Source organism: Microcystis sp. M049S2 (assembly GCF_020245625.1).
In the GTDB taxonomy this organism is placed as follows: domain Bacteria; phylum Cyanobacteriota; class Cyanobacteriia; order Cyanobacteriales; family Microcystaceae; genus Microcystis; species Microcystis ichthyoblabe_A.
This window is the reverse complement of the sequence record NZ_JADBUN010000102.1, coordinates 1-20,155: the sequence shown is the minus strand read 5'-3', so window position 1 is coordinate 20,155 and position 20,155 is coordinate 1. Positions and strand designations below refer to the sequence as shown.

Below are 20,155 nucleotides of genomic sequence, written 5' to 3'. Positions count from 1 at the left end.
TCTCCCCCTACTTAGGGTGATCAGCAAACCTGATCGATCGGAGGGCGCAAGCATTGCGCCCCTACAGTAACGGATTTTGTCCACAATGTAGGGGCGAACTGCGTTCGCCCAAAAGGTACATTATCAAAGCGCAAGTCCCTTAGGAGTCAGTATTCTCCGAGTCAGGAGAATTAGGAATGAGCATTAATCAATTAAATGCTCTATTTAGCGATTTTAGGCAATTTTATGCTTATTTTTCTCATTTTTGCCCTTTCAAAAATTAATTAGGGTTTGCTGAATAAATGTGAAATGTAGGCAAGGTAGCGGTTTTGTGGCTTTTCTCGCGAAACAGGTGCAAGATTTTGAGAGAATCGTGCTTCAAAACCTTGCGTCTTCATCGGCCCGCGTCCTGTAGGGGCGAAGCATTCGGGCAATAACCTATCGGTGAAACTGGAGATTTTCTATCCGAATGCTTCGCCCGTACTTTTTGCCGCAAACCCTACTTATGCAAGAACTCTAGTGTAAGCTGTTGTGCAAAAACAAAGGAGTTGAGCGGAAACACTCAACTCCTTTGTTTTTTATGCTTGATTCTATAAAGTGTTATTGTGACTGCCAAAAACTTGCGCTTTTAGTGCATCAATTTCGGCTAATAACTCGCGACGATTTTCATCCTTGAGCAGATAGCGCCAGACAAACCAACCAGTATAAACGATCCCAACTAATTGTAGGATAGGAGCAAGGAGGGGAATATCATCGATCGCATCTAAAACCGCTAGGGTAACTTTCACGGTGACAAAACTCGCTAAAATTGCCCCCAGAACGATTAAAGGTTTTTTGTATCCAGAGAAGAAACTACCGATATAATCGGGGACATTAGCCAGATAGGACATCACCGAATCCCAAACTGGTTCTACATATTCAGACCAAATCTGTTCGGTGCTGCTGCTGCTGGGTTTGCTCAGAGACCCGGGTGAATCTGTTCTAATCGGATTTTGTGTTTCGGTGGGTTGCATTGATTCCATATTAACTGATCCTCATCATAAAGGTTAGACAGTGCGCGAATACGACCAACGGGGGTCAATTTTAACAGACTGAATAGACTAACTCGCTGTTGCCCATATTATCGGATAATTGCGATAGTAGGCGGAAAGTTTCTCAACAACTATTAAGAATCAAGGATTTAGCTTCTCAATTTTATCGTCAGTCTGACCGCAATTCTCTATTTTAACAGCAGGTAGCGATCGGAGTTGAGGAATCAGGGGGTGTCAGTTGGGTGTTAGGGATTGGTTGTTAGGATTACCAGATAAGATAATTAAATGCAGACTAAATATCTTCGAGATGCGTTCTATGGACTCCACAGTTAGCTTGCTTACCCGCATTACTCAAACACCTGGCCAGTGTGGTGGTCGTCCTTGTATTCGGGGGATGCGAATTCGAGTAACGGATATTTTGGAAATGTTGGCGGAGAATGTGAGTATAACTGAAATTTTAGAAGACTTTCCCGATTTGGAACTCGCAGATATCCAAGCTTGTTTACTTTTTGCAGCACGGTGTACGGATTTTCCTAAACTAACGGCATGAAAATTTGGATTGATGCTCAACTACCTCCAACTCTAGCAAGCTGGTTATCAGCGACCTTTGATTTAGAAGCATCGTCCCTGCGAGACTTATCCCTTCGAGATGCTCAAGATATCGATATCTTTGCAGCAGCGCGAGCGGAAAATGCCGTGATTATGACCAAAGATAGTGACTTTATTGATTTGGTTTGTCGTCTGGGAACACCTCCTCAAATTTTATGGTTAACCTGTGGTAATGTCACAAATCAGAATCTGCGGCGATTACTGACAGCTACTTTACCCGATGCGTTGAAACAACTAGAGCAGGGAACAATAATTGTAGAGATTAGCAATACTCCTTAAGGTCTTTCCCTATTCGTGGATAAGTTGCATGGGTGCGGTGCGAGGATCGATGATTTTCTGACCTAAACCCGAAAATTTGACCGCTAGATTCATTTTTTTGCCGGTACCGAGGATATGGGTCACTTCTCCTTCTCCAAAAGTAGAGTGTAACACTCGATCGCCTACCTGCCATTTTCTTTGATCGGAGACAGCTTTTTCCATAGGAACCACTTTTGGGGTCTTTTTCGGTTTCAGGTTGCTTGTGAGCAATTCTGGGGGCAATTCCTGCAAAAATTGGGAAGCTACCTTCATCTCTTTATTCCCCCAGACATATCTTTCTTTTGCGTAGGTTAAAAATAATTGTTCCTTGGCCCGAGTCACTCCCACATAACACAAACGGCGTTCTTCCTCAAGGGCAATGGGATCGTTTAAGCTACGATTATGGGGAAAAATGCCCTGTTCTAAACCGACTAAAAAGACGATAGGAAACTCTAACCCTTTAGCCGAATGAAGGGTCATTAACGAGACTTTTTCTTGACCTTCCTGAAGATTGTCTAAATCCGAGGCTAAACTAGCACTAGCGAGAAATTCCCGTAGATTAGTTTCCTCGTTTTCCTCTTGGAATTGTACCACGGCTGTATAAAGTTCTTGGATATTTTCGATCCGGGTATCAGCTTCCTCGGTTCCCTGCTGTTTTAATTCATCAATATATCCCGAATTTTCCATGATTTGGTCTAGGATTTCACTAGCGGATAAATCGGTGATTTTTTCTTGCAGGTTTTGGATAATTTTAGCTAACTTATTGATGCTTTTAGTCGCACGACCGGCGAGAGTATTAACGGAAGTTTCATCGCTGATAATTTCCCATAAAGGTACTCCTAATTCTTGGGCAGCTTTGAGCAAATTATCGATTGTGGTTTTACCAATACCGCGCCGGGGAGTGTTAATAATTCTCAGTAAACTAACGGTATCGGCAGGATTGGCAATCACTCGTAAATAAGCGATCGCATCTTTAATCTCCTGTCGATCATAAAATTTAAATCCCCCGACAATATTATAGGGGATATTATTGCGAATTAACCCATCTTCAAAGGGACGAGATTGGGCGTTAATTCGGTAGAGAATGGCAAAACTACCCCAATTTAATTCGGGGTTTTCTTGGGTAAATTCTCGAATTTTATCGATAACAAAAGCTGCTTCTTCCTGTTCATCTATGGCTTTAAAAACATAGATACTATCGCCCCCTTCTCTGGTGGGAACAAGGACTTTATCGATTCTTTGACTATTCTTTTCAATTAATTTATTGGCTGCTTGCAGAATATTCTCCCGTGAACGATAGTTTTCCTGTAGTTTCACCATCGTGCGAGTATCATCATCGGGTAAACCATCACCAAAGTCCGCTTGAAAATTGAGCAGAATAGTAAAATCGGCCATCCGAAAACTATAGATAGATTGGTCGGCATCACCCACCACAAAAATCGATCGATCCGTCCAATTCCACTCACTTTTTTTCGTTTCACCATTGGTGGACAAAAGCCGAATTAACTCGTACTGAATCCGGTTAGTGTCTTGGTATTCATCGACTAAAATATGCTTAAATTGCGTGTGCCAATAGCCGAGAATAGACTCATTTTGCTGAAAAAGGCGGACTGGAACCAAGATCAAATCATCAAAATCTAGGGCATTATTTTGTGCCAATTGCATCTGATAAGCCTGATAAACCTCAGAAATGACCTTTCCTCGAAAATGAGGGTTTTCTCTGGCATAATCCGTGGGGGTTAAACCTAAATTTTTAGCATTACTAATCGCATAACGCAGATTGCGAGCATCAAATTTTTTATCGTCTAAATTCATCTGTTTAGTGACGATATTTTTCACTAAACTCTGGGCATCAGATTCGTCCATAATCGAGAAATTTCTTTGCCAACTATGACCATATTCATCCTGATATTTATTAATGTCATAGCGCAAAATCCGACCGCAAAGACTGTGAAAAGTTCCGATCCAGAGTTTTTTAGTATAATTCCGATAAACTTGAGAAAAGAGTTTTTTCTGTTCGTATTCTTCCAAAAGTTCTAATCTTTGACCGTATTTTTCCTGTGCCTTCTGTTGAGCAAAAGTTTTTTCAATTCTCGTTTTCATTTCCCGGGCCGCCTTATTGGTAAAAGTGACCGCGAGAATATTTTCTGGATCGACCCCGTGATGACGGATCAAATGGGCGATACGATAGGTTAAAGTGCTAGTTTTTCCCGATCCTGCTCCAGCAACCACCAACAAAGGGCCGCAAAAATGCTCAACAGCGATGCACTGGGAAGGATTGAGTTGTTCTAAATAATCGGCTGTGACTGTCATAATCTTTCCATATAGCTCTGCGACCTCTATTATTCAGGCTACATCATCGAGACGGGGATCGGTCATTAGTCAACCCCTTCCAGAGATAAAAATTTTTTTGGGCTAGTTTGTTTCAAATCGCTCAAGATTCTAAGTTGTCCTCTACAATGGAATTAGCGGAGACGAAAGTTTCCGTTCACTCCTCACACCACACTCCGTCCGGACAATGTTCGGGCGGTTTCTTATTGAAAATACTAGATCTCTGCAAATTCCCTGTTACACTGTATGATCAAAGATTTCTTGTAATCTTTTTACGTTCAAATGTACTACCATGTGAGGGACATCACTTGTCTAAACGTTATTTGTTCACCTCGGAATCGGTTACAGAGGGACATCCCGATAAAATTTGTGACCAGATTTCCGATACTATTCTCGATGCTCTGTTATCCCAAGATGACCACAGTCGTGTAGCGGCTGAAGTGGTTGTCAATACAGGTTTAGTCTTGATTACCGGTGAAATCACCTCGAAAGCGCAGGTTCATTTCGTCAATTTAGTTCGCAGTAAAATCGCTGAAATCGGTTATATCAACGCCGATAACGGCTTTTCCTCGAATAGTTGCACCGTTTTAGTCGCTTTAGACGAACAATCTCCCGATATTTCCCAGGGTGTCACGGCCGCTCAGGAAAATCGCGAACTTCTCAGCAATGATGAACTCGATAAAATTGGTGCGGGAGACCAGGGTATTGTCTTCGGTTTCGCTTGCAATGAAACCCCCGAATTTATGCCCTTACCGATTAGTTTAGCCCACCGCATCGCTCGCCGTCTAGCGGCAGTCAGAAAAACGGGTGAACTGTCCTATCTGCGTCCCGACGGTAAAACGCAAGTATCGGTCATTTATGAAGATGGTCGTCCCGTGGGTATCGATACTATCCTTGTTTCTACCCAACACGATGCTACTATCGGCGATATCACTGATAATGATCTCGTCCAACAAAAGATTAAAAGTGATCTCTGGGAAGCGGTAGTACAACCGGTCTTCAGCGATTTAGAAATTAAACCCGATGCCAATACCCGTTATCTGGTTAATCCCACCGGAAAATTCGTCATTGGTGGACCCCAAGGCGATGCGGGATTAACGGGACGGAAAATTATCGTCGATACCTACGGTGGCTATTCTCGTCACGGTGGCGGCGCTTTCTCCGGTAAGGATCCTACCAAAGTCGATCGCTCTGCGGCCTATGCTTGCCGTTATGTGGCCAAAAATATCGTCGCTGCTGGTTTGGCCGATAAGTGCGAGATTCAAGTGGGTTATGCGATTGGGGTAGCTCGTCCGGTGAGTGTCTTCGTGGAAACCTTTGGCACTGGCAAAGTCGCCGATGATGTGATTCTGGACTTAATCAATAAATACTTTGAACTCCGTCCGGCCGGTATTATCCAAACGTTTAACCTGCGTGGTTTACCCTCGGAAAGAGGCGATCGTTTTTACCAAGATGTAGCAGCTTATGGTCATTTTGGTCGCAATGATCTCGATTTACCCTGGGAAAAAACCGATAAAGCCGCTATCCTCAAAGAAGCTTTGACTTCTGCGGTGGTATAGGGTTAAAAATTAACTGAAAATTTTGATTCAGGAGTAGAGTTTAAGGCTCTATTCCTTTTTTATACTAAATTCGTTGAGTATAGGCTACTTAGGGTTTGCGGCAAAAAGTTTTTCGTGGGGGTAGGGTGTGGGGTGTGGGGTGTGGGGTGTGGGGTTTTACCGATTTTCAGGGGGTCAATTACCTAATTTTCAGGGAAAAAGTGCCTAAATTTCCCCCCCGATCACCCCAAGGTCTGGCACTTTTTGATGGGAAAAAAGTCTAAAATTCTTATCCAACAAGGTTTTTAGATTTATTCAGCACACCCTACTTATGAGAAGAGGCAAAAGCGGGAATAAATAATCAGATTTTCTAACCTGAAGATTAATCTTCAGTATGCTAGGCTAAAATCTGAAAGAATAACCAATTTTTAGCTTTAATTGACTTTGATCATGGCTATTAGTGGCAATATCTCCCTCGATACCGAAATCGATCACACCTTGACGATTAATTTGCTGACGAATTCCCATTCCAGTGCGAATTAAAGCACCACCATTACTATTATCGCTGGTAATTACGCCCAATTCTGCTAGAAAAGTGCGATCAAAACGTTTCGGATAACCAATCGGTCGCGAATAACCGAGAATGGCAGCGGGTAAAAAAGATCGATCGCCGTTATCGGGGTCAGTTTTTATGTTTAAATCGAGATTAAGATGCAAGCGATCGAATTGACCAACAGTTTTACTGGCAATTCCCCGCAGACGAAAATCTAATCCCCCGGCATTATTTCCCGTCGGTAATCCTAAATCAGTACGAATGGCAAAAGCGGGAACATTATCGTATTCACGATTGAAATTATAGAAAAAACCTACAGATAAATTTCCCACATCAAAACTTGTATCATCACTATTAACTCGACCTCCCACCTGCGGATCGATGCCGATAATAATATGACCATTGCGAATAATACCGTTGAGGTATTCAATATCAAATTCACCACCGACATTGCTGTTTTCAGGAAAGACTAGACTTCCTCCAAATTCTATCGATTGTTCCCCAAAACCCATACTTTCAGCATCATCAAAATAAAGGGGACGACCGGAATCAAGATTGTTATGATCGTTGGCAAAAACTGGATTAGTAAAACTGGCGACCAAACCCACAGCAATCAATAAAAATCTTCTCATTTTGTCGGTTCCTCTTGAGCATTGCTGTGGTCAGGTTTTTTCTCCGTATTAGCAGGGTTTTCTGGGGAGTGATTTTCGTGGTTATGGTGTTGGTGATCTCCTCCCTCATCTACTTGAGAATCATCAGGTTTTTTCTCAGAATTATCAGGATTTTCGTGATTATGACCTTCGTGAGAAATATCTGCTGGCATTAATCCCATACCCGGAATTCCTGACTCAAAACGATGATCATGTAGTCCTTCACCACCATAATTTTTTCCTGCTTCCATTTCCCGATGATTAGCAGCCATTACTAACCAAATAGCGCGGGTAATTTGTTCGTCTTTTTGTTGGGGAGTTAGCCAATCTGATGCCAGAATATCATTAACCATATCGTGCAACATATGCAGGTTATCAAAGGTGTTAGATATTGCGGGAAAACGTCGGGCAAACTTGGGACTAAGTTCGGCAAACATGGGCATAAAAGCTCGATCTGTGCGATATAATTCCTTAGTATGGTATTGTTTACCCACCTGTTTATAAGCCTGTTTTTGTTCCTCTAAAGTTTTCTCATAAAGCAAGTCATACATGGTTCCTTGTAGCCAATGGTAGCCCCAAAATAAGCCATTAACTTTCGGATATTTCTGGCGAAAAGCTTTAGAATAGGGCTGGGAATCCAGATAACCCATATTCATCGGTAATCCCGTAATAGCATAGGGAACTTTTGTCAAGTAAAATTGATATAATTTTTCAATTTCTGCTTCTTTTTCCTCGTTGGTTAATTTGCTGCTGGCTAAAACATCAACGGTTTGAGCATGGAAAATATGCGCCCACTCGAAAACCTGTTCTAAAACACCGTATTTTCTGCCAAAAGTTGGAGAAATATTACCCTCGTCGGGCATAAATTTAGGCGGATTTTTTAAAACCCAATTAATTTTTTGGTATGTCTTAGTTTCTAAATCTTTCGCTTTTCCCGTTACGATATCTTCGTAGGCAAAGGCATGACCAACAGCGATCGCATTCAAGTCTAAAGCTAAATCTCTGACATTATAAATGGCATTGTTATAAACCCCTCTTTGGGGATAAATATGATTACGTTGCTTGTTGTACATCCAAGCTGGTATATTATCAGGAATTGCTTGTAAAGTCTGAGTTTGAGGTGAATCAAGATGTAAATGTTGAGCAATAACAGGAGTAGAAATAAGTGCTACACTTACCAATAAAATTAACTTTTTCATGATAGTTAAACCTTGAGATTAGGGCAAATAAATTGATCGTCTTTTACAGGTTTATCCGTCCATCCTTGCAGGGTTTCGGTTAATTGTTGACGCAATAAAAGCAATTGTTCCACTTGTTGATCGATCTCAGCAATATGTTTAATTAATTTTTCTTGAATATCTCCACAGGGTAATTCTCCATGGTCATGAATTACTAAACATTCGCGGATCTCTTGCAGACTTAAACCCAAAGATTGTAATCTCTTGACAAATAGCAAGCGATGGACAGTATCGGGAGTAAATAGGCGAAATTTTCCCTCTGTCCTTTCAGGGGACTGAATTAGTCCTAATTCCTCGTAATAACGAATCGTTTTAATTGAAACGCCACTTTCTAGGGAAAGTTGACCGATTTTGAGCATTATTTTTGCTCCTTAATCCTATCGTTACCCTATTATAAAATCTCCCCCCGACTGGAGAATCAAGGGGGGGGAAAGAAATATTTTTTTAACTGACTTTACACTCAACTCCAAAACCGACCAAGAGAACTTTTTCTAAGGGTTCCCCCTGCTTGGGACGTTGATAGTTAATAATTTTGCGAATTCGCAGGTCTGGATTAATTAAAGTAATTGAATCCACGGAAACACTGCGAGTATAATTGGTGGTCATTAATAACTCTCTCGTGGTGGAATCAAAGCGAAAAGCGGAGATAATTGGTCTTGCTTCTTCGTAGGCGCGATCGCGAAGATAATCCCCTTCTAAATAACCGTTATTTTCTGTTTTAACCACAAATAAAAGATTAAGATTTTGTCGCACTTCTTCCCCTTTTTCCGAGATGGTATAGAAACCTAAATTAAACCCCGGGATAGTTTCTAAATCCGCAATATCAGCATAGTTATTATCTCTCAGAACTTTCTGTTTAATCTCCCTGGTGAGGGGTTGGATGAGAAATTCAGTGCGGGAACGTTCCACTTCTTGAGCAGCTAGATAATGATAGGTTCTTTCCGTTTGCCAACTACCGACACAATAGGCAAAAAATTGCTGAAAAACTTCGGTATTCATAGATTTAATTCTCCTCTTGTCAGTATCTTAATCTTGAGTTATTTTATCAGTAACTTGTTCCCGATTTTCAAAACCATAACAATCTCGAACCAGATAAAGTGGCCGGCCCTTTACTTCTTCGTAAACCCTGCCAATATATTCGCCAATAATCCCAAGAGTCAGTAATTGAATTCCTCCTAAAAATAAGATAGCAACCATCAGAGAAGCGTATCCGGGTACATCGATTCCTAAAATAATAGTCCTGAGAATTAAAAAACTAGCATAAACAAGACTAACAAGTGCAATGATAAATCCCACATAAGTCCAGACTTTCAGGGGTAAAAAACTAAAAGAAGTAATACCATCGATGGCAAAATTCCATAATTTCCAGTAATTCCATTTAGTTTGTCCTTGATACCGGGGTTCTCGATCGAATAAAATTGATGTCTGTTTATATCCCACCCAAGCAAATATTCCTTTCATAAATCTTTGACGTTCGGGCATCTTTTTAATTGATTCTACCACTCGGCGATCAATTAAACGGAAATCTCCCGTATTAGGAGGAATAGTAACCCGACTTAATTTATTTATGACTTGATAGAAACTTTCTGCGGTGAAACGTTTAAACCAACTTTCGCCAATTCTAACCCGACGGGAGGCATAAACCACATCATAACCCTCGTGCCATTTTTCGATCATTTCGGCAATTAATTCGGGGGGATCTTGTAAATCAGCATCAATAGGAATAACTGCCATTCCTTGACTGTAATCAATTCCTGCTGACATGGCTATATCTTTACCAAAATTACGGGACAAATTAACCACTTTAATTTGTGGGTAACGTTGATGATATTCTACGAGATTTTTGAGAGTATTGTCACGACTACCATCATTGACGCAAACGACCTCATAACTGGTATTTAGTGCCTCTAAAACCGCTAAAAGTCGCTGAAAAAGAGCATCGATATTTTCTTCTTCATTATACAGAGGAACAACAACGGATATTTTTACCAGTATTTGATTTGATAGCATATTAATTGACAAAAAACTAGAAAAATTTACTAACAAATATCAGCAGTCAAAACTTGTTCTTACTTAGCGGCTGCTTGTTGCCAAGTATAATGATCTTCGATTAATTTGCGAGCATTTCTAGATAATTTTTCACGCAATTCTGCCGATTCAAAAAGACGAATAATCGCCGTACAATATTCCTCAATACTATTAGCCCTTAAGGCTGCTAAAGGAACATTATTTCCTTCCACTGTTAACCCTTCTAAACCTCGATCGCTGGCAACCACTGACACTCCCGCAGCCATAGATTCTAGGGTTTTAAACTTCATTCCAAAACCTGTTCTTAGGGGAATAACTGCCATAGTTGCCTGATGAAGATAGGTGGTCATTGATGGTACTCGTCCCGTTACAATTACTCCTTTTAACTTAGTTAATTCTTGCACTTCTAGGGATGGATTACCACCGACTAGAGTTAAAGTAGTATCGGGGTAAGTAAGTTGTCCTTGAGGACGAATATAAATTTCATTAACACTATGTTCACTGGTAATTACTGAGAATTTTTGACTCTTAACTGCCCTATCTATCCAGTTTTGCATCTCTTGTTGCAGGAATTGAGCTAATCTTTGCAGTTTAGCAATTATTCCAGTTTTGGCATCTCGAGGACGGGTAAAAACTACCAATTCACTAACAAATTTACCTAACTTTTCTACCTCCTCATCGCTGACATCAGCATTAGGCTGAACGATGACAGTAATATCATGATTTTTGCTAAGATACTTGAGTAAATTAAAAGTTCTGCCCTGAGTTCCTCCTTTGCGAAATGGATGGAGAAAGGTGGAACTAATCATTAAGATATTCATAGCTATTTCTCTAAACGATTTTCCACCATCATGCGGACAATATCGGTCATTTTGTATTGTGCTTGCCAACCTAATTTTTCCTTAGCTTTGCCTGGATTGCCGCGACTAATGGCTAAATCCGTTGGTCTTAATAAACTTCGATCGGAAATTACATGATCTTGCCAATTCAAGCCAACAGTAGCAAAAGCTGTGGCGACAAAATCCTCTAGTTTTGAACTTTTTCCCGTGGCAATGACGTAATCATCGGGTTGCTCCTGTTGCAGCATTAAATACATCGCTTCAACGTACTCCGGCGCCCAACCCCAATCCCTTTCAATATCCATATTTCCTAGTTGCAAAGTTTCAGGACTTCCCTGGGCAATTCTAGCTACGGCAGCGATAATTTTTTGGGTGACAAAGCGCTCGGGACGCAGGGGAGATTCATGATTGAAAAGTATGCCTGAACAGGCAAAAATTCCGTAGGCTTCTCGATAATTAGCCACTTCCCAAAAAGCCGCCGATTTGGCCACAGCGTAGGGACTGCGAGGACGAAAAGGGGTATTTTCATCGGCAGAATTATCGCCGATATCCCCGAAACATTCACTCGATCCGGCATTATATAATTTAATTTTTGCTCCAGTAAATCGAATTGCTTCTAAAAGATTTAAGGTTCCGGTGGCAATACTTTCTAAGGTTTCCACCGGCTGCTCAAAAGATAAACCCACAGAACTTTGTCCAGCCAAATTATAGACCTCATCCGGCTGAATTTTAATTAACACCTGTAGGACACTGCGAAAGTCATTCAGTGCCATTGATTCTAGTTTTACCTGTTCCTTGATTCCCAAACGTTTCAGATTACTAAAAGAGGACATTTGGGCATCCCGGGAGGTGCCACAAACTGTATAGTCTGCTTTTAACAGTAATTCGGCTAGGTAGGCTCCATCCTGCCCCGATATACCACAAATTAACGCTTTTTTACCCATTTATTTACAATGATTTACTTTTGAGGGGTTAACATCGCCTTGGCGGCCTCGCTTAAATAACCGATTTGTCCATAGGCATAGAGAAGATTATCAAAGCTTTTAGCAGGATCATTGATAAATTTGACAGATTTAACCAATCCTCTCGCTAATCGCTCACCTCCTCGCCTAAATTGAGCCAATCCCGTCCTTCCTGCCACTTCTTCCCGGTAGTGTTCGCTGATGCCTTGCCACCAACTGCGACGCATAAACCATTGACGATTGATTCTTTCTGGGGCCACATTGTGTTCCACCAATGCTGCGGGAAAATAGCCCACTTGCCATCCCTGGGCGAGTGCCAGTTCTGTAGTGTATAATTCCTCGTTAGAGAGAAGTTTTTTGCCTATTCTTCCCAAATTAGGGTCAAAACCGCCAATCTTCTCCAAGAAATCCCGCCGGATTGAGTAATTAACTCCTCGCGGAGTTAAATCCGCTTGGCTAATGTATATCACATTGTCGCCCAAATCGAAAGCCCCTAAACCCCCTGCTAACTGATCTGATAACCAATTGGGTTGACTGTAGCCTTGCGGCCAAATTAAGGTGACTTTTCCCCCTGCTACTGCCAGTTTTTCATTATTTTCGTAGGCATTTAACAGAATTTGCAACCATTGAGGACTAGCGATCGCATCGTCATCCAAATAAGCTAAAATCGGCGCTCTAGTTTCCTTCGCTCCGCGATTTCTGGCGGTAGATAGCCCTAAAATAGGTTCGTAAACGTATTTTAGCCGCCCATCTCCCAGACGCGACTCGGCCACTTGACGGGTTTTATCGGTAGATGCGTTATCAACCACTAAAATCTCACAATCTGGGCAGGTTTGCGCCAAAAGACTATCGATCGCTCCTTCTAGGTAGTGATCGCGGTTGTGGGTACAGATAATCCCTGCTATTTTAGGAGCCATGGCTATCAAGGTTACTCATTCAATACCCTAAAACTTAACATTCCTTTGCAAAAATGTAAAAATACTTGAGGAGACTCCGAGACTCCGAGATTGCTTTTTACTTATAGAGTTTCTCGTAAATTTGTGACCAACGCTACCAGTTTTTTAATTTAACTATCTATGGATACTATTCACGTTACAGGAATTCGTGCCTACGGTTACACAGGATATCTGGCCGAAGAACAGGTTTTAGGTCAATGGTTTGAGGTGGATTTATCCCTAGAAGTTGATATTAGCATTGCTGGCAAAAGTGACGCAATTGAAGATACCCTAGATTATCGACAGGCGATCAAAATTGTCAAACACCAGATTGAAACCAGCAAATTTGCCCTAGTGGAAAAATTGGCCACAGTCATCGCTGAGGATATCCTACAACTCGAGGGCGTGCGACAGGTAAGAGTACAATTATCGAAACCCGCCGCCCCAATTCCCCATTTCACCGGTAAAATCACCATCGATATTACTAGATCCCGTTGAGTTTACGGGTATTATCGACTAAACTTCGCGCAAAAGCGTCAAAACGTTGGGAAAGCTTCTCGTCAAGGATTTTTCCTTCTTCGTTGAAGACTTTCCACGCTTGTCCTAAGCTAATTTGTTCGGGAATTACCCAAGCATGAACCCAACGGAGAATGATTCTTAAATCATTGAGGGCGTTACTATTGGATTGGCCGCCTAAAACACTGATTAACCCCGCAACCTTTCCCGATAACTCCTCAAAACTCATTAAATCTAGGGCATTCTTCATCACACCACTGACACTACCATGATATTCCGGTGTCGCCAAAATTAACCCCGCAGCCGATTTAACCGTTTGCTGCATTTTGGCCACATCGGGATAGTCAGAATAGTCATCTCCCCCGTTACAGAAGGGTAAAGAGAGTTTTCTCAGGTCAATTATCTCCGTTTCTATTCCTAACGCCCCTACTCGACTGATAGCAACTTCTAACGCCATCGCACTATAGGATCCCGGGCGTAAACTGCCATTAATACCAACGATTTTGATCATAGAATTTATACGAACTCATAACGACTACATATAAGCTAACAAAAAAAAGAGACAATTGGGGCAAGCTTAGTTAAAAAAATATGTCGATGGGGCGGGGAGAGCGATCGATCTAAGTTTTAATAGGAGTAGAAAGAAAGATTTATTCCATTTCCCCTCATTGCCATGCCAGAATTTCTCGATTTTCTCAAACATAAATATGCCTATGTGGCTATTGGTGAATTTAAACCGGGGTGTTTTTCCGAAGCCCAAAAACTCTACGAAAAAGCCGTTTCCACCTATTCTACGGGATTCCAGGGGGCTTTTCTGTTGCAAAAACCCGGAACCGACGAAGGAATTGCCGTAATTATCTGGGATAAAATCGATGATATGGAGGCAAATAAAAGCGAAGACCATGAATTATTGCTGAAATCCATGGCTCCTCTATTTGCGAAACCGCCTGTCACCGATTTTTACGAAGTATGTAGCGAGATAGAAGGTTCCCCCATTTAGGAATAATGTTTCTTTTCGGTGGCGATTAATTTGGCGGCTAAAACCCCGCCTAGAAAGCCAAATAAATGTCCTTGCCAAGAAATCCCCGGACGGGAAGGCAAAACGCCCCAAATTGTGCCACCGTAGAGTAAAAAGACTAGAATTGACAAGAGTATAGAAGGAATATTTCTTTGGAAATAGCCCCGCAGTAATAAAAAACCTAAATAGCCAAAAATCAAGATACTTGCCCCGATATGGATGGATCCAGGAGCAGCAAATAACCAGACTCCTAACCCCCCTACCAGCATAGTTAACCCGGTCACAATAAAAAAGTCACTGGTTTCCTGTAACATCACCAACCAACCGAGAATCAGAAAAGGAACCGTATTAGCAATAAGATGGGGAAAGTCCCCGTGTAGGAAAGGTGCGAAAAGAATACCCCGCAATCCGATGACTTGATGGGGAATAATCCCGAAATAGTCTAAACTGCCCCGAAAAACAAATTGATCTAAAATCTCTAACAGCCAAAAAATCGCCACAAAAGTAGCGAGGATTATTGCTTGGGTTTTTATTTCTTGCCGTGATCCTTGACTCATAAGATTGATGGATGAGTTATTTTTTCCCATTATAGCCCCCAGATCAGTTATCAGTTATCAGTTATCAGTTATCAGTTATCAGTTATCAGTTATCAGTTATCAGTTATCAGTTATCAGTTATCAGTGATTCAGTTACCAGTGATTCAGTTATCAGTGATTCAGTTACCAGTTATCAGGTGTGAGTTTACTGTTTACTGTTTACTGTTTGCTGCGGGACAAAGAGAGGCTAATTGACAGGAAAAACAAGCGGGATTTCTTGCTTTACAAACCGCCCGGCCGTGGTAAATAATACTAATAGAAAAAGTTTCCCAATCCGGTTGAGGTAGTAAAGCCATTAAATCCCGTTCAATTTTCACCGGATCGTTATTAGTAGTTAAACCCAAACGATTACTTAAGCGCTTAACGTGGGTATCTACTGTCACCCCCTCAATAATCCCGTAAGCGTGAGCGAGTACCACATTAGCCGTTTTTCTAGCTACCCCGGGTAAAGTTAATAATTCCGCCATTGTCTTGGGTACTTCCCCCTGAAAATCCTTGAGAATTTTTTGACAAGCACCCTGAATATTTTTAGCTTTATTGCGATAGAATCCCGTGGAACGAATCAGGGCTTCTAACTCCTCTCGCTCAGCAAAAGCTAAGGATTTAGCATCGGGAAAACGAGCGAATAAAGCAGGAGTTACCTTATTTACCCGCTCATCAGTGCATTGTGCCGAGAGAATAACTGCCACTAATAACTGCACGGGAGTTTGATAATTTAAACTACAGGTTGCCTCTGGATATAATCGCTTTAGGTTGCTTAAAATCTCTAGGGCACGCAGTTGAAGCTTAGTTTTTTTTCGCGGGGCCATCACTGGAATAAATCCTGAAAAACTGCTAGGTTAGCCGTGTCGCGCACGATTAAGAAAACTCCTAATCCTAAGAGTAAAACTAGACCTGTTTGCATGATGTTATCTTGCAGTTTAGTTGGGAGAGGTTTACCTACTAAAGCCTCGATTAATAAAAATACCAACTGACCACCATCAAGAGCAGGTAAAGGTAGAATATTAATCACCGCTAAGTTAATACTAATTAGGGCGGCAAATTGAAAAAGATTACCCGCATCATTACGAGCGATTGCGGCTCCGTATTCGACAATTTTAACTGGTCCCGCTACCTGTTGAACACTGTCTTTAAAGTTACTAACTAACTGCCCAAAACCTTGCACGGTTAATACAATTAATCGTTGAAATTCACCCGCACCTAAGCTAAAAGCTTGACCAAAATTATCGGCTTTCAGGCGAGTTTCTTCACCGTTGGGAGCCAATCTCACCCCAATTTTACCCTGACCATCACTTCCCAATTCAGGAGTAACGATTAAATTGATCGTTTCTGTGGGGCGTTTGATGGTTAATTTTAGGGGTTGATCGGGGGAAGATTGAATAATGTCACGGAAGTCAATAATGGCATTTTGAGAAGCACCAAGGGGCTGATCATTGATAGCGAGAACAATATCCCCCGCTTGCATTCCCGCTTGTTTAGCGACCGAATTTTCAGCAGTGAAAACTTCAGGAATAATTACCCCTTCTTGATAGTTAATTTGGGGAAACCCCACGGTAGCGACTTGGGTAACAAGCAAAAAATAGGCAAAAATTAAATTAGCAATTACTCCCGCACTAATGACGATAGCTCGATCGAAAACAGGACGATTGCGTAATAAATCAGGATCGTTATTGGGAATTTGACTATCGGGATCGTCATCGGGAAAACCAACGTAACCCCCCAAAGGAATGGCGCGGAGGGCGTATTCTGTTTCTTTACCTTGATATTTAGCTAAAGCTGGACCAAAACCGATGGAAAAGCGATTAACATGGATAGATTGCCAACGAGCAGCGGCAAAATGACCTAATTCGTGAACAACAATTAATAGGGCAAGTACACCGATCGCTATTAAAACTGACATGATGATCAAATTATAATGATTTAGCCTTTGTTCATTGTAAGCGATCCTCCCGGGCAGATTGCAAAAAATCTCTAGTTATCGCTAATTTTTCGATCATTTATGGTAAAAGAGATCTTAACCGCCTAATTTGACCCGACGGAGAGCGATCGATGCCTTTGAGTGAGCGCGCCCAGCAATTAATCCCAAAAGCGAAAATCATCAGTTTCGCTAAGGGACTTGCGTGGGAATAATATCCCAGCCAGAAAATCGCAAGTCCCTTAGCTGCGGAGGCACTCGAAGGCTCTCCCCCTACTTAGAGTGATCAGCAAACCTGAGCGCTCGGAGGGCGCAAGCATTGCGCCCCTACAGTAACCGATTTTGTCCACAATGTAGGGGCGAACTGCGTTCGCCCAAAAGGTACATTATCAAAGCGCAAGTCTCTAATTGGCCCTATCAGCAAGCAGCGATCGCTATTTGGCAACAAGCGGATGATCAAACTCGCTATCTCAGTGATAGGGATTTAGATACTATCAGTACCATTAGGGGCGATGATTTCGGGGTTAGAAGCCTTAAAACAATACAGTTTAGATTATTTTAGCGACTCAGAAAAAACCGCAATTGCTCCCTATTTCGATCACTTAATTACGGTGATGAAAAAGTTTTAAAACCGAGGCATTTAATCCGTGTTAAAATAGTGAGGCCAACAGTTAAAAATGCCGCTCACCGAGGTTAAAACTCCGTTGAACCCCTGAAATCATCGGCGCGGGTGGGCCTCTTCGGGCCACCAAAAACCTCGATCGAGTGCCTGGCGGGTCGAGGTACTTTATAAAATGAGGGAGATTCTATGGATGCCAAAGCGAAATTACTAGAATTGATCGCTGGTAGAAATCGCGGACTCCTGGCCACGGAAAGCGACCGCGTGCGGATTTTGGCGGCGATCGAACAATTGGAGGACCACAATCCCCATCCTCATCCCCTCGAAGTTAAACAACTATTAGGGGGCAATTGGCGTTTACTATTCACCAGCAGCCGCGACATTCTGGGGCTAGATCGCCTACCTTTTTTTCAATTAGGGCAAATTTATCAATATCTCGACCTGAACAAGGCCAAACTCTATAATATTGCTGAAATTACCGGCGTACCTTGGTTAGAAGGAGCAGTGATCGTCGCCGCTACCTTTGAACCCACCTCCGAGCGTCGGGTCATGGTCAAATTTGAGCGATCGATCCTCGGTCTGCAACGTTTTCTTAATTATCATTCTCCCCAAGAATTTATCGAAGCGATCGAAAGTGGCAAAAAATTTCCTCCCCTCGATTTTTCTTTCAATAATCGCGAACAAAAAGGTTGGCTCGATATCACCTATCTCGATGAAGATCTCCGCATCGGCCGCGGCAGCGAGGGCAGCGTCTTTATTCTGGCTAAGGAAAAAACCTAACTTAAGTAGGTAGGCGTTAAAAGTTGTCAGATCCCCCCCTTATCAAGGGGGGCAGGGGGGATCAGCACCCCCCTTATCAAGGGGGGATTAAGGGGGGATCAGCACCCCCCTTATCAAGGGGGGATTAAGGGGGGATCGGCACCCCCCTTATCAAGGGGGGATTAAGGGGGGATCAGCACCCCCCTTATCAAGGGGGGATTAAGGGGGGATCAGCACCCCCCTTATCAAGGGGGGATTAAGGGGGGATCAGCACCTCCCTTATCAAGGGGGGCAGGGGGGATCGAACCTAAAGTACATTTTTATTTTAATTTAATTATAACCAGCTACTTATTACCATAAGACTAAATACTAGGCAATAGGTAATCAGTTTCTAATAACCGGATTTAGGATTAAGATAAAATTATTGTACTATCATTACTCCCAGGGATGTTACCAAAATGTCTAACGAAACCGTTACTTATAGTCTTGAATCCGTCCTCAAGGAAATCAAAGACAGCATCAAGGAAGTTAACCAAAAAATCGATACCTTCCAACAGGATGTTAACCAGAAATTTGACAGCCTACAGAAGGATTTTAACCAAAAAATCGATACCTTGCAACAGGATGTTAACCAGAAATTTGACAGCCTACAGAAGGATTTTAACCAGAAATTTGATAGCTTACAAAAGGATGTTAACCAGAAATTTGATAGCCTACAGAAGGATTTTAACCAGAAATTTGATAAAATTGACGAACGGCTAACTAAGCTAGAGGTAGGACAGACAAAACTAACTGAGAAAGTCGATGGGATGGATAGAAGACTAGAAAAGGTGGAAGGAACCCAAAAAAATCAAGTTTGGACGTTAATTATTCTTTTAGGAGGAGCGATCGGCACAGCAGCGTGGCGCTCTTTCTTTTCTGGTAATCCTTAGAAATATTACTATAATTTCTCACTTTAGGGTAGTTATGAGGGGAAATTAGCAGATGTGAAACTCAGGTTAAAAATAAGAGATATTTAACCCATCCTACCGATAATTATGCTTTCCTCAACCATCTTTTTAACAATCGCCACAATGCCACTATTATCACCCCAATTAAAACTAAAGGAAACTTAACCACCCCCAGAAAGAAAGCAACGATTAAGGGATATTTTCGGGTTTCTAATTGCCGAATTTCATCATCGCACTTTTGAACATCCGCTGCTAACCCCAATGCTTGATATAATTCCCCGACTGAAGATATGCTTCTTTCGCTTCCGATATACGTTTGAGTTTATAGTAGGTAAGTCCCAGATTAAACCAAGCTTTCGCTTCACCCCCCCGATCACCGATTTCCCGAAAGATTGCTAGGGACTGTTGATAAAACTCGATCGCTTTTTGGTATTCTCCTAGGGAATTGTAAACATTGCCTAAACCCATGTAGGATTTCGCTTCACCCCCCCGATCACCGATTTCCCGAAGGATTGCTAGGGACTGTTGATGAAACTCGATCGCTTTTTGGTATTCTCCTAGGGAATAGTAAACAGCACCTAAATTATTGTAGGATGCCGCTTCACCACCCCGATCACCGATTTCCCGTGTGATTGCTAAGGACTGTTGATAAAACTCGATCGCTTTTTGGTATTCTCCTAGGGATTGGTAAACAGCGCCTAAACCGATGTAGGAATACGCTTCACCCCCCCGATCACCGATTTCCCGATCGATTGCTAAGGATTGTTGATGAAACTCGATCGCTTTTTGGTA

General features: G+C 42.0%; 23 protein-coding genes. 8 read left to right on the top strand and 15 right to left on the bottom strand.

All coding sequences use genetic code 11. The features are described 5' to 3' along the window. Nucleotides 1–569: 569 nt before the first annotated feature. Complete coding sequence (locus IM496_RS08785) at nucleotides 570–1,001, bottom strand: CAAD domain-containing protein (RefSeq protein ID WP_194013891.1); 432 nt, start codon at nucleotides 999–1,001, stop codon at nucleotides 570–572. A 325-nt stretch (nucleotides 1,002–1,326) separates the two neighbouring features. Here IM496_RS08785 and IM496_RS08780 point away from each other — a divergent pair, with 325 nt between their 5' ends. Together IM496_RS08780 and IM496_RS08775 are read left to right on the top strand one after the other, a co-directional pair. After that, nucleotides 1,327–1,560, top strand: a complete 234-nt coding sequence (locus tag IM496_RS08780; RefSeq protein ID WP_039899814.1) for a DUF433 domain-containing protein — start codon at nucleotides 1,327–1,329, stop codon at nucleotides 1,558–1,560. Continuing rightward, complete coding sequence (locus IM496_RS08775; protein ID WP_193956888.1) at nucleotides 1,557–1,898, top strand: DUF5615 family PIN-like protein; 342 nt, start codon at nucleotides 1,557–1,559, stop codon at nucleotides 1,896–1,898. Before IM496_RS08780 ends, IM496_RS08775 begins: the two co-directional genes overlap by 4 nt. A gap of 9 nt (nucleotides 1,899–1,907) precedes the next feature. On the opposite strand, the gene pcrA is transcribed toward IM496_RS08775, so the two are convergent. Next, on the bottom strand, nucleotides 1,908–4,229 hold the full coding sequence (pcrA, locus tag IM496_RS08770) for a DNA helicase PcrA (RefSeq protein WP_194013889.1): 2,322 nt from the start codon (nucleotides 4,227–4,229) through the stop codon (nucleotides 1,908–1,910). Nucleotides 4,230–4,555: 326 nt separating this feature from the next. Here pcrA and metK point away from each other — a divergent pair, with 326 nt between their 5' ends. Next, nucleotides 4,556–5,806 (top strand): methionine adenosyltransferase, encoded by a 1,251-nt coding sequence (gene metK, locus IM496_RS08765; protein ID WP_066030218.1) that lies wholly within the window; start codon nucleotides 4,556–4,558, stop codon nucleotides 5,804–5,806. Nucleotides 5,807–6,187: 381 nt separating this feature from the next. Here metK and IM496_RS08760 read toward each other — a convergent pair whose 3' ends face one another. The 8 genes from IM496_RS08760 to IM496_RS08725 form a co-directional block, all read right to left on the bottom strand. Further along, nucleotides 6,188–6,970, bottom strand: coding sequence for a hypothetical protein (locus tag IM496_RS08760; protein WP_194016281.1), 783 nt, complete (start codon nucleotides 6,968–6,970; stop codon nucleotides 6,188–6,190). Next, nucleotides 6,967–8,187: a hypothetical protein gene (locus IM496_RS08755; protein WP_194016279.1), complete on the bottom strand. Its 1,221-nt coding sequence runs from the start codon at nucleotides 8,185–8,187 to the stop codon at nucleotides 6,967–6,969. Before IM496_RS08755 ends, IM496_RS08760 begins: the two co-directional genes overlap by 4 nt. Nucleotides 8,188–8,192: 5 nt before the next feature. Next, entirely contained in the window at nucleotides 8,193–8,585 is a 393-nt protein-coding gene (locus IM496_RS08750; protein WP_002804210.1) for a MerR family transcriptional regulator, read from the bottom strand. Nucleotides 8,586–8,670: 85 nt separating this feature from the next. Then, nucleotides 8,671–9,225, bottom strand: a complete 555-nt coding sequence (locus IM496_RS08745) for a phycobiliprotein lyase (RefSeq protein WP_194016277.1) — start codon at nucleotides 9,223–9,225, stop codon at nucleotides 8,671–8,673. 27 nt (nucleotides 9,226–9,252) lie between these two features. Then, nucleotides 9,253–10,236 (bottom strand): glycosyltransferase family 2 protein, encoded by a 984-nt coding sequence (locus tag IM496_RS08740; RefSeq protein WP_228009662.1) that lies wholly within the window; start codon nucleotides 10,234–10,236, stop codon nucleotides 9,253–9,255. A gap of 59 nt (nucleotides 10,237–10,295) precedes the next feature. Then, complete coding sequence (locus IM496_RS08735; protein WP_194016275.1) at nucleotides 10,296–11,075, bottom strand: glycosyltransferase family 4 protein; 780 nt, start codon at nucleotides 11,073–11,075, stop codon at nucleotides 10,296–10,298. 2 nt (nucleotides 11,076–11,077) lie between these two features. Then, a complete protein-coding gene (locus IM496_RS08730; protein ID WP_194016273.1) occupies nucleotides 11,078–12,037 on the bottom strand; it encodes a GDP-mannose 4,6-dehydratase in 960 nt (319 codons plus the stop codon). 14 nt (nucleotides 12,038–12,051) lie between these two features. Further along, complete coding sequence (locus tag IM496_RS08725) at nucleotides 12,052–12,972, bottom strand: glycosyltransferase family 2 protein (RefSeq protein WP_287661743.1); 921 nt, start codon at nucleotides 12,970–12,972, stop codon at nucleotides 12,052–12,054. A gap of 159 nt (nucleotides 12,973–13,131) precedes the next feature. On the opposite strand from IM496_RS08725, the gene folB reads away from it, so the two are divergent. Beyond that, the gene (folB, locus tag IM496_RS08720) at nucleotides 13,132–13,488 is read left to right on the top strand and encodes a dihydroneopterin aldolase (RefSeq protein ID WP_287661742.1); all 357 of its coding nucleotides are present in this window, start codon (nucleotides 13,132–13,134) and stop codon (nucleotides 13,486–13,488) included. Here folB and IM496_RS08715 read toward each other — a convergent pair. Next, a complete protein-coding gene (locus IM496_RS08715) occupies nucleotides 13,475–14,017 on the bottom strand; it encodes an NADPH-dependent FMN reductase (protein ID WP_104396020.1) in 543 nt (180 codons plus the stop codon). The two genes, folB and IM496_RS08715, sit on opposite strands and share 14 nt — an antisense overlap. Before the next feature lie 162 nt (nucleotides 14,018–14,179). On the opposite strand from IM496_RS08715, the gene IM496_RS08710 reads away from it, so the two are divergent. After that, nucleotides 14,180–14,506: a hypothetical protein gene (locus tag IM496_RS08710; protein ID WP_002735315.1), complete on the top strand. Its 327-nt coding sequence runs from the start codon at nucleotides 14,180–14,182 to the stop codon at nucleotides 14,504–14,506. On the opposite strand, the gene IM496_RS08705 is transcribed toward IM496_RS08710, so the two are convergent. The 3 genes from IM496_RS08705 to rseP all read right to left on the bottom strand — a co-directional run bounded on the left by IM496_RS08705 (nucleotide 14,503) and on the right by rseP (nucleotide 17,020). Beyond that, on the bottom strand, nucleotides 14,503–15,111 hold the full coding sequence (locus IM496_RS08705; RefSeq protein ID WP_104396021.1) for a rhomboid family intramembrane serine protease: 609 nt from the start codon (nucleotides 15,109–15,111) through the stop codon (nucleotides 14,503–14,505). The two genes, IM496_RS08710 and IM496_RS08705, sit on opposite strands and share 4 nt — an antisense overlap. Before the next feature lie 161 nt (nucleotides 15,112–15,272). Further along, on the bottom strand, nucleotides 15,273–15,929 hold the full coding sequence (gene nth / locus IM496_RS08700; RefSeq protein WP_287661744.1) for an endonuclease III: 657 nt from the start codon (nucleotides 15,927–15,929) through the stop codon (nucleotides 15,273–15,275). Continuing rightward, entirely contained in the window at nucleotides 15,929–17,020 is a 1,092-nt protein-coding gene (gene rseP / locus IM496_RS08695; RefSeq protein ID WP_002797659.1) for an RIP metalloprotease RseP, read from the bottom strand. The genes nth and rseP overlap by 1 nt, the downstream gene beginning before the upstream one ends. A 527-nt stretch (nucleotides 17,021–17,547) precedes the next feature. On the opposite strand from rseP, the gene IM496_RS22680 reads away from it, so the two are divergent. From IM496_RS22680 to IM496_RS08685, 3 genes are all read left to right on the top strand, one after another. Further along, nucleotides 17,548–17,664 (top strand): bilin-binding protein, encoded by a 117-nt coding sequence (locus tag IM496_RS22680; RefSeq protein ID WP_228009659.1) that lies wholly within the window; start codon nucleotides 17,548–17,550, stop codon nucleotides 17,662–17,664. A 179-nt stretch (nucleotides 17,665–17,843) separates the two neighbouring features. Continuing rightward, nucleotides 17,844–18,434, top strand: coding sequence for a PAP/fibrillin family protein (locus IM496_RS08690; protein WP_002736482.1), 591 nt, complete (start codon nucleotides 17,844–17,846; stop codon nucleotides 18,432–18,434). Nucleotides 18,435–18,871: 437 nt separating this feature from the next. Further along, nucleotides 18,872–19,345 (top strand): DUF4164 family protein, encoded by a 474-nt coding sequence (locus IM496_RS08685; RefSeq protein WP_287661741.1) that lies wholly within the window; start codon nucleotides 18,872–18,874, stop codon nucleotides 19,343–19,345. A 270-nt stretch (nucleotides 19,346–19,615) separates the two neighbouring features. Here IM496_RS08685 and IM496_RS08680 read toward each other — a convergent pair. Further along, the coding region (locus IM496_RS08680) for a tetratricopeptide repeat protein (RefSeq protein WP_287661740.1) at nucleotides 19,616–20,155 on the bottom strand (540 nt) is incomplete at its 5' end.

Bases quoted from the DNA above. Each gene is read 5' to 3' on its own strand.
- IM496_RS08785 (WP_194013891.1), bottom strand. From the start codon at position 1,001: ATGGAATCAATGCAACCCACCGAAACACAAAATCCGATTAGAACAGAT.
- IM496_RS08780 (WP_039899814.1), top strand. From the start codon at position 1,327: ATGGACTCCACAGTTAGCTTGCTTACCCGCATTACTCAAACACCTGGC.
- IM496_RS08775 (WP_193956888.1), top strand. From the start codon at position 1,557: ATGAAAATTTGGATTGATGCTCAACTACCTCCAACTCTAGCAAGCTGG.
- pcrA (WP_194013889.1), bottom strand. From the start codon at position 4,229: ATGACAGTCACAGCCGATTATTTAGAACAACTCAATCCTTCCCAGTGC.
- IM496_RS08760 (WP_194016281.1), bottom strand. From the start codon at position 6,970: ATGAGAAGATTTTTATTGATTGCTGTGGGTTTGGTCGCCAGTTTTACT.
- IM496_RS08755 (WP_194016279.1), bottom strand. From the start codon at position 8,187: ATGAAAAAGTTAATTTTATTGGTAAGTGTAGCACTTATTTCTACTCCT.
- IM496_RS08750 (WP_002804210.1), bottom strand. From the start codon at position 8,585: ATGCTCAAAATCGGTCAACTTTCCCTAGAAAGTGGCGTTTCAATTAAA.
- IM496_RS08745 (WP_194016277.1), bottom strand. From the start codon at position 9,225: ATGAATACCGAAGTTTTTCAGCAATTTTTTGCCTATTGTGTCGGTAGT.
- IM496_RS08740 (WP_228009662.1), bottom strand. From the start codon at position 10,236: ATGCTATCAAATCAAATACTGGTAAAAATATCCGTTGTTGTTCCTCTG.
- IM496_RS08735 (WP_194016275.1), bottom strand. From the start codon at position 11,075: ATGAATATCTTAATGATTAGTTCCACCTTTCTCCATCCATTTCGCAAA.
- IM496_RS08730 (WP_194016273.1), bottom strand. From the start codon at position 12,037: ATGGGTAAAAAAGCGTTAATTTGTGGTATATCGGGGCAGGATGGAGCC.
- IM496_RS08725 (WP_287661743.1), bottom strand. From the start codon at position 12,972: ATGGCTCCTAAAATAGCAGGGATTATCTGTACCCACAACCGCGATCAC.
- folB (WP_287661742.1), top strand. From the start codon at position 13,132: ATGGATACTATTCACGTTACAGGAATTCGTGCCTACGGTTACACAGGA.
- IM496_RS08715 (WP_104396020.1), bottom strand. From the start codon at position 14,017: ATGATCAAAATCGTTGGTATTAATGGCAGTTTACGCCCGGGATCCTAT.
- IM496_RS08710 (WP_002735315.1), top strand. From the start codon at position 14,180: ATGCCAGAATTTCTCGATTTTCTCAAACATAAATATGCCTATGTGGCT.
- IM496_RS08705 (WP_104396021.1), bottom strand. From the start codon at position 15,111: ATGGGAAAAAATAACTCATCCATCAATCTTATGAGTCAAGGATCACGG.
- nth (WP_287661744.1), bottom strand. From the start codon at position 15,929: ATGGCCCCGCGAAAAAAAACTAAGCTTCAACTGCGTGCCCTAGAGATT.
- rseP (WP_002797659.1), bottom strand. From the start codon at position 17,020: ATGTCAGTTTTAATAGCGATCGGTGTACTTGCCCTATTAATTGTTGTT.
- IM496_RS22680 (WP_228009659.1), top strand. From the start codon at position 17,548: ATGATTTCGGGGTTAGAAGCCTTAAAACAATACAGTTTAGATTATTTT.
- IM496_RS08690 (WP_002736482.1), top strand. From the start codon at position 17,844: ATGGATGCCAAAGCGAAATTACTAGAATTGATCGCTGGTAGAAATCGC.
- IM496_RS08685 (WP_287661741.1), top strand. From the start codon at position 18,872: ATGTCTAACGAAACCGTTACTTATAGTCTTGAATCCGTCCTCAAGGAA.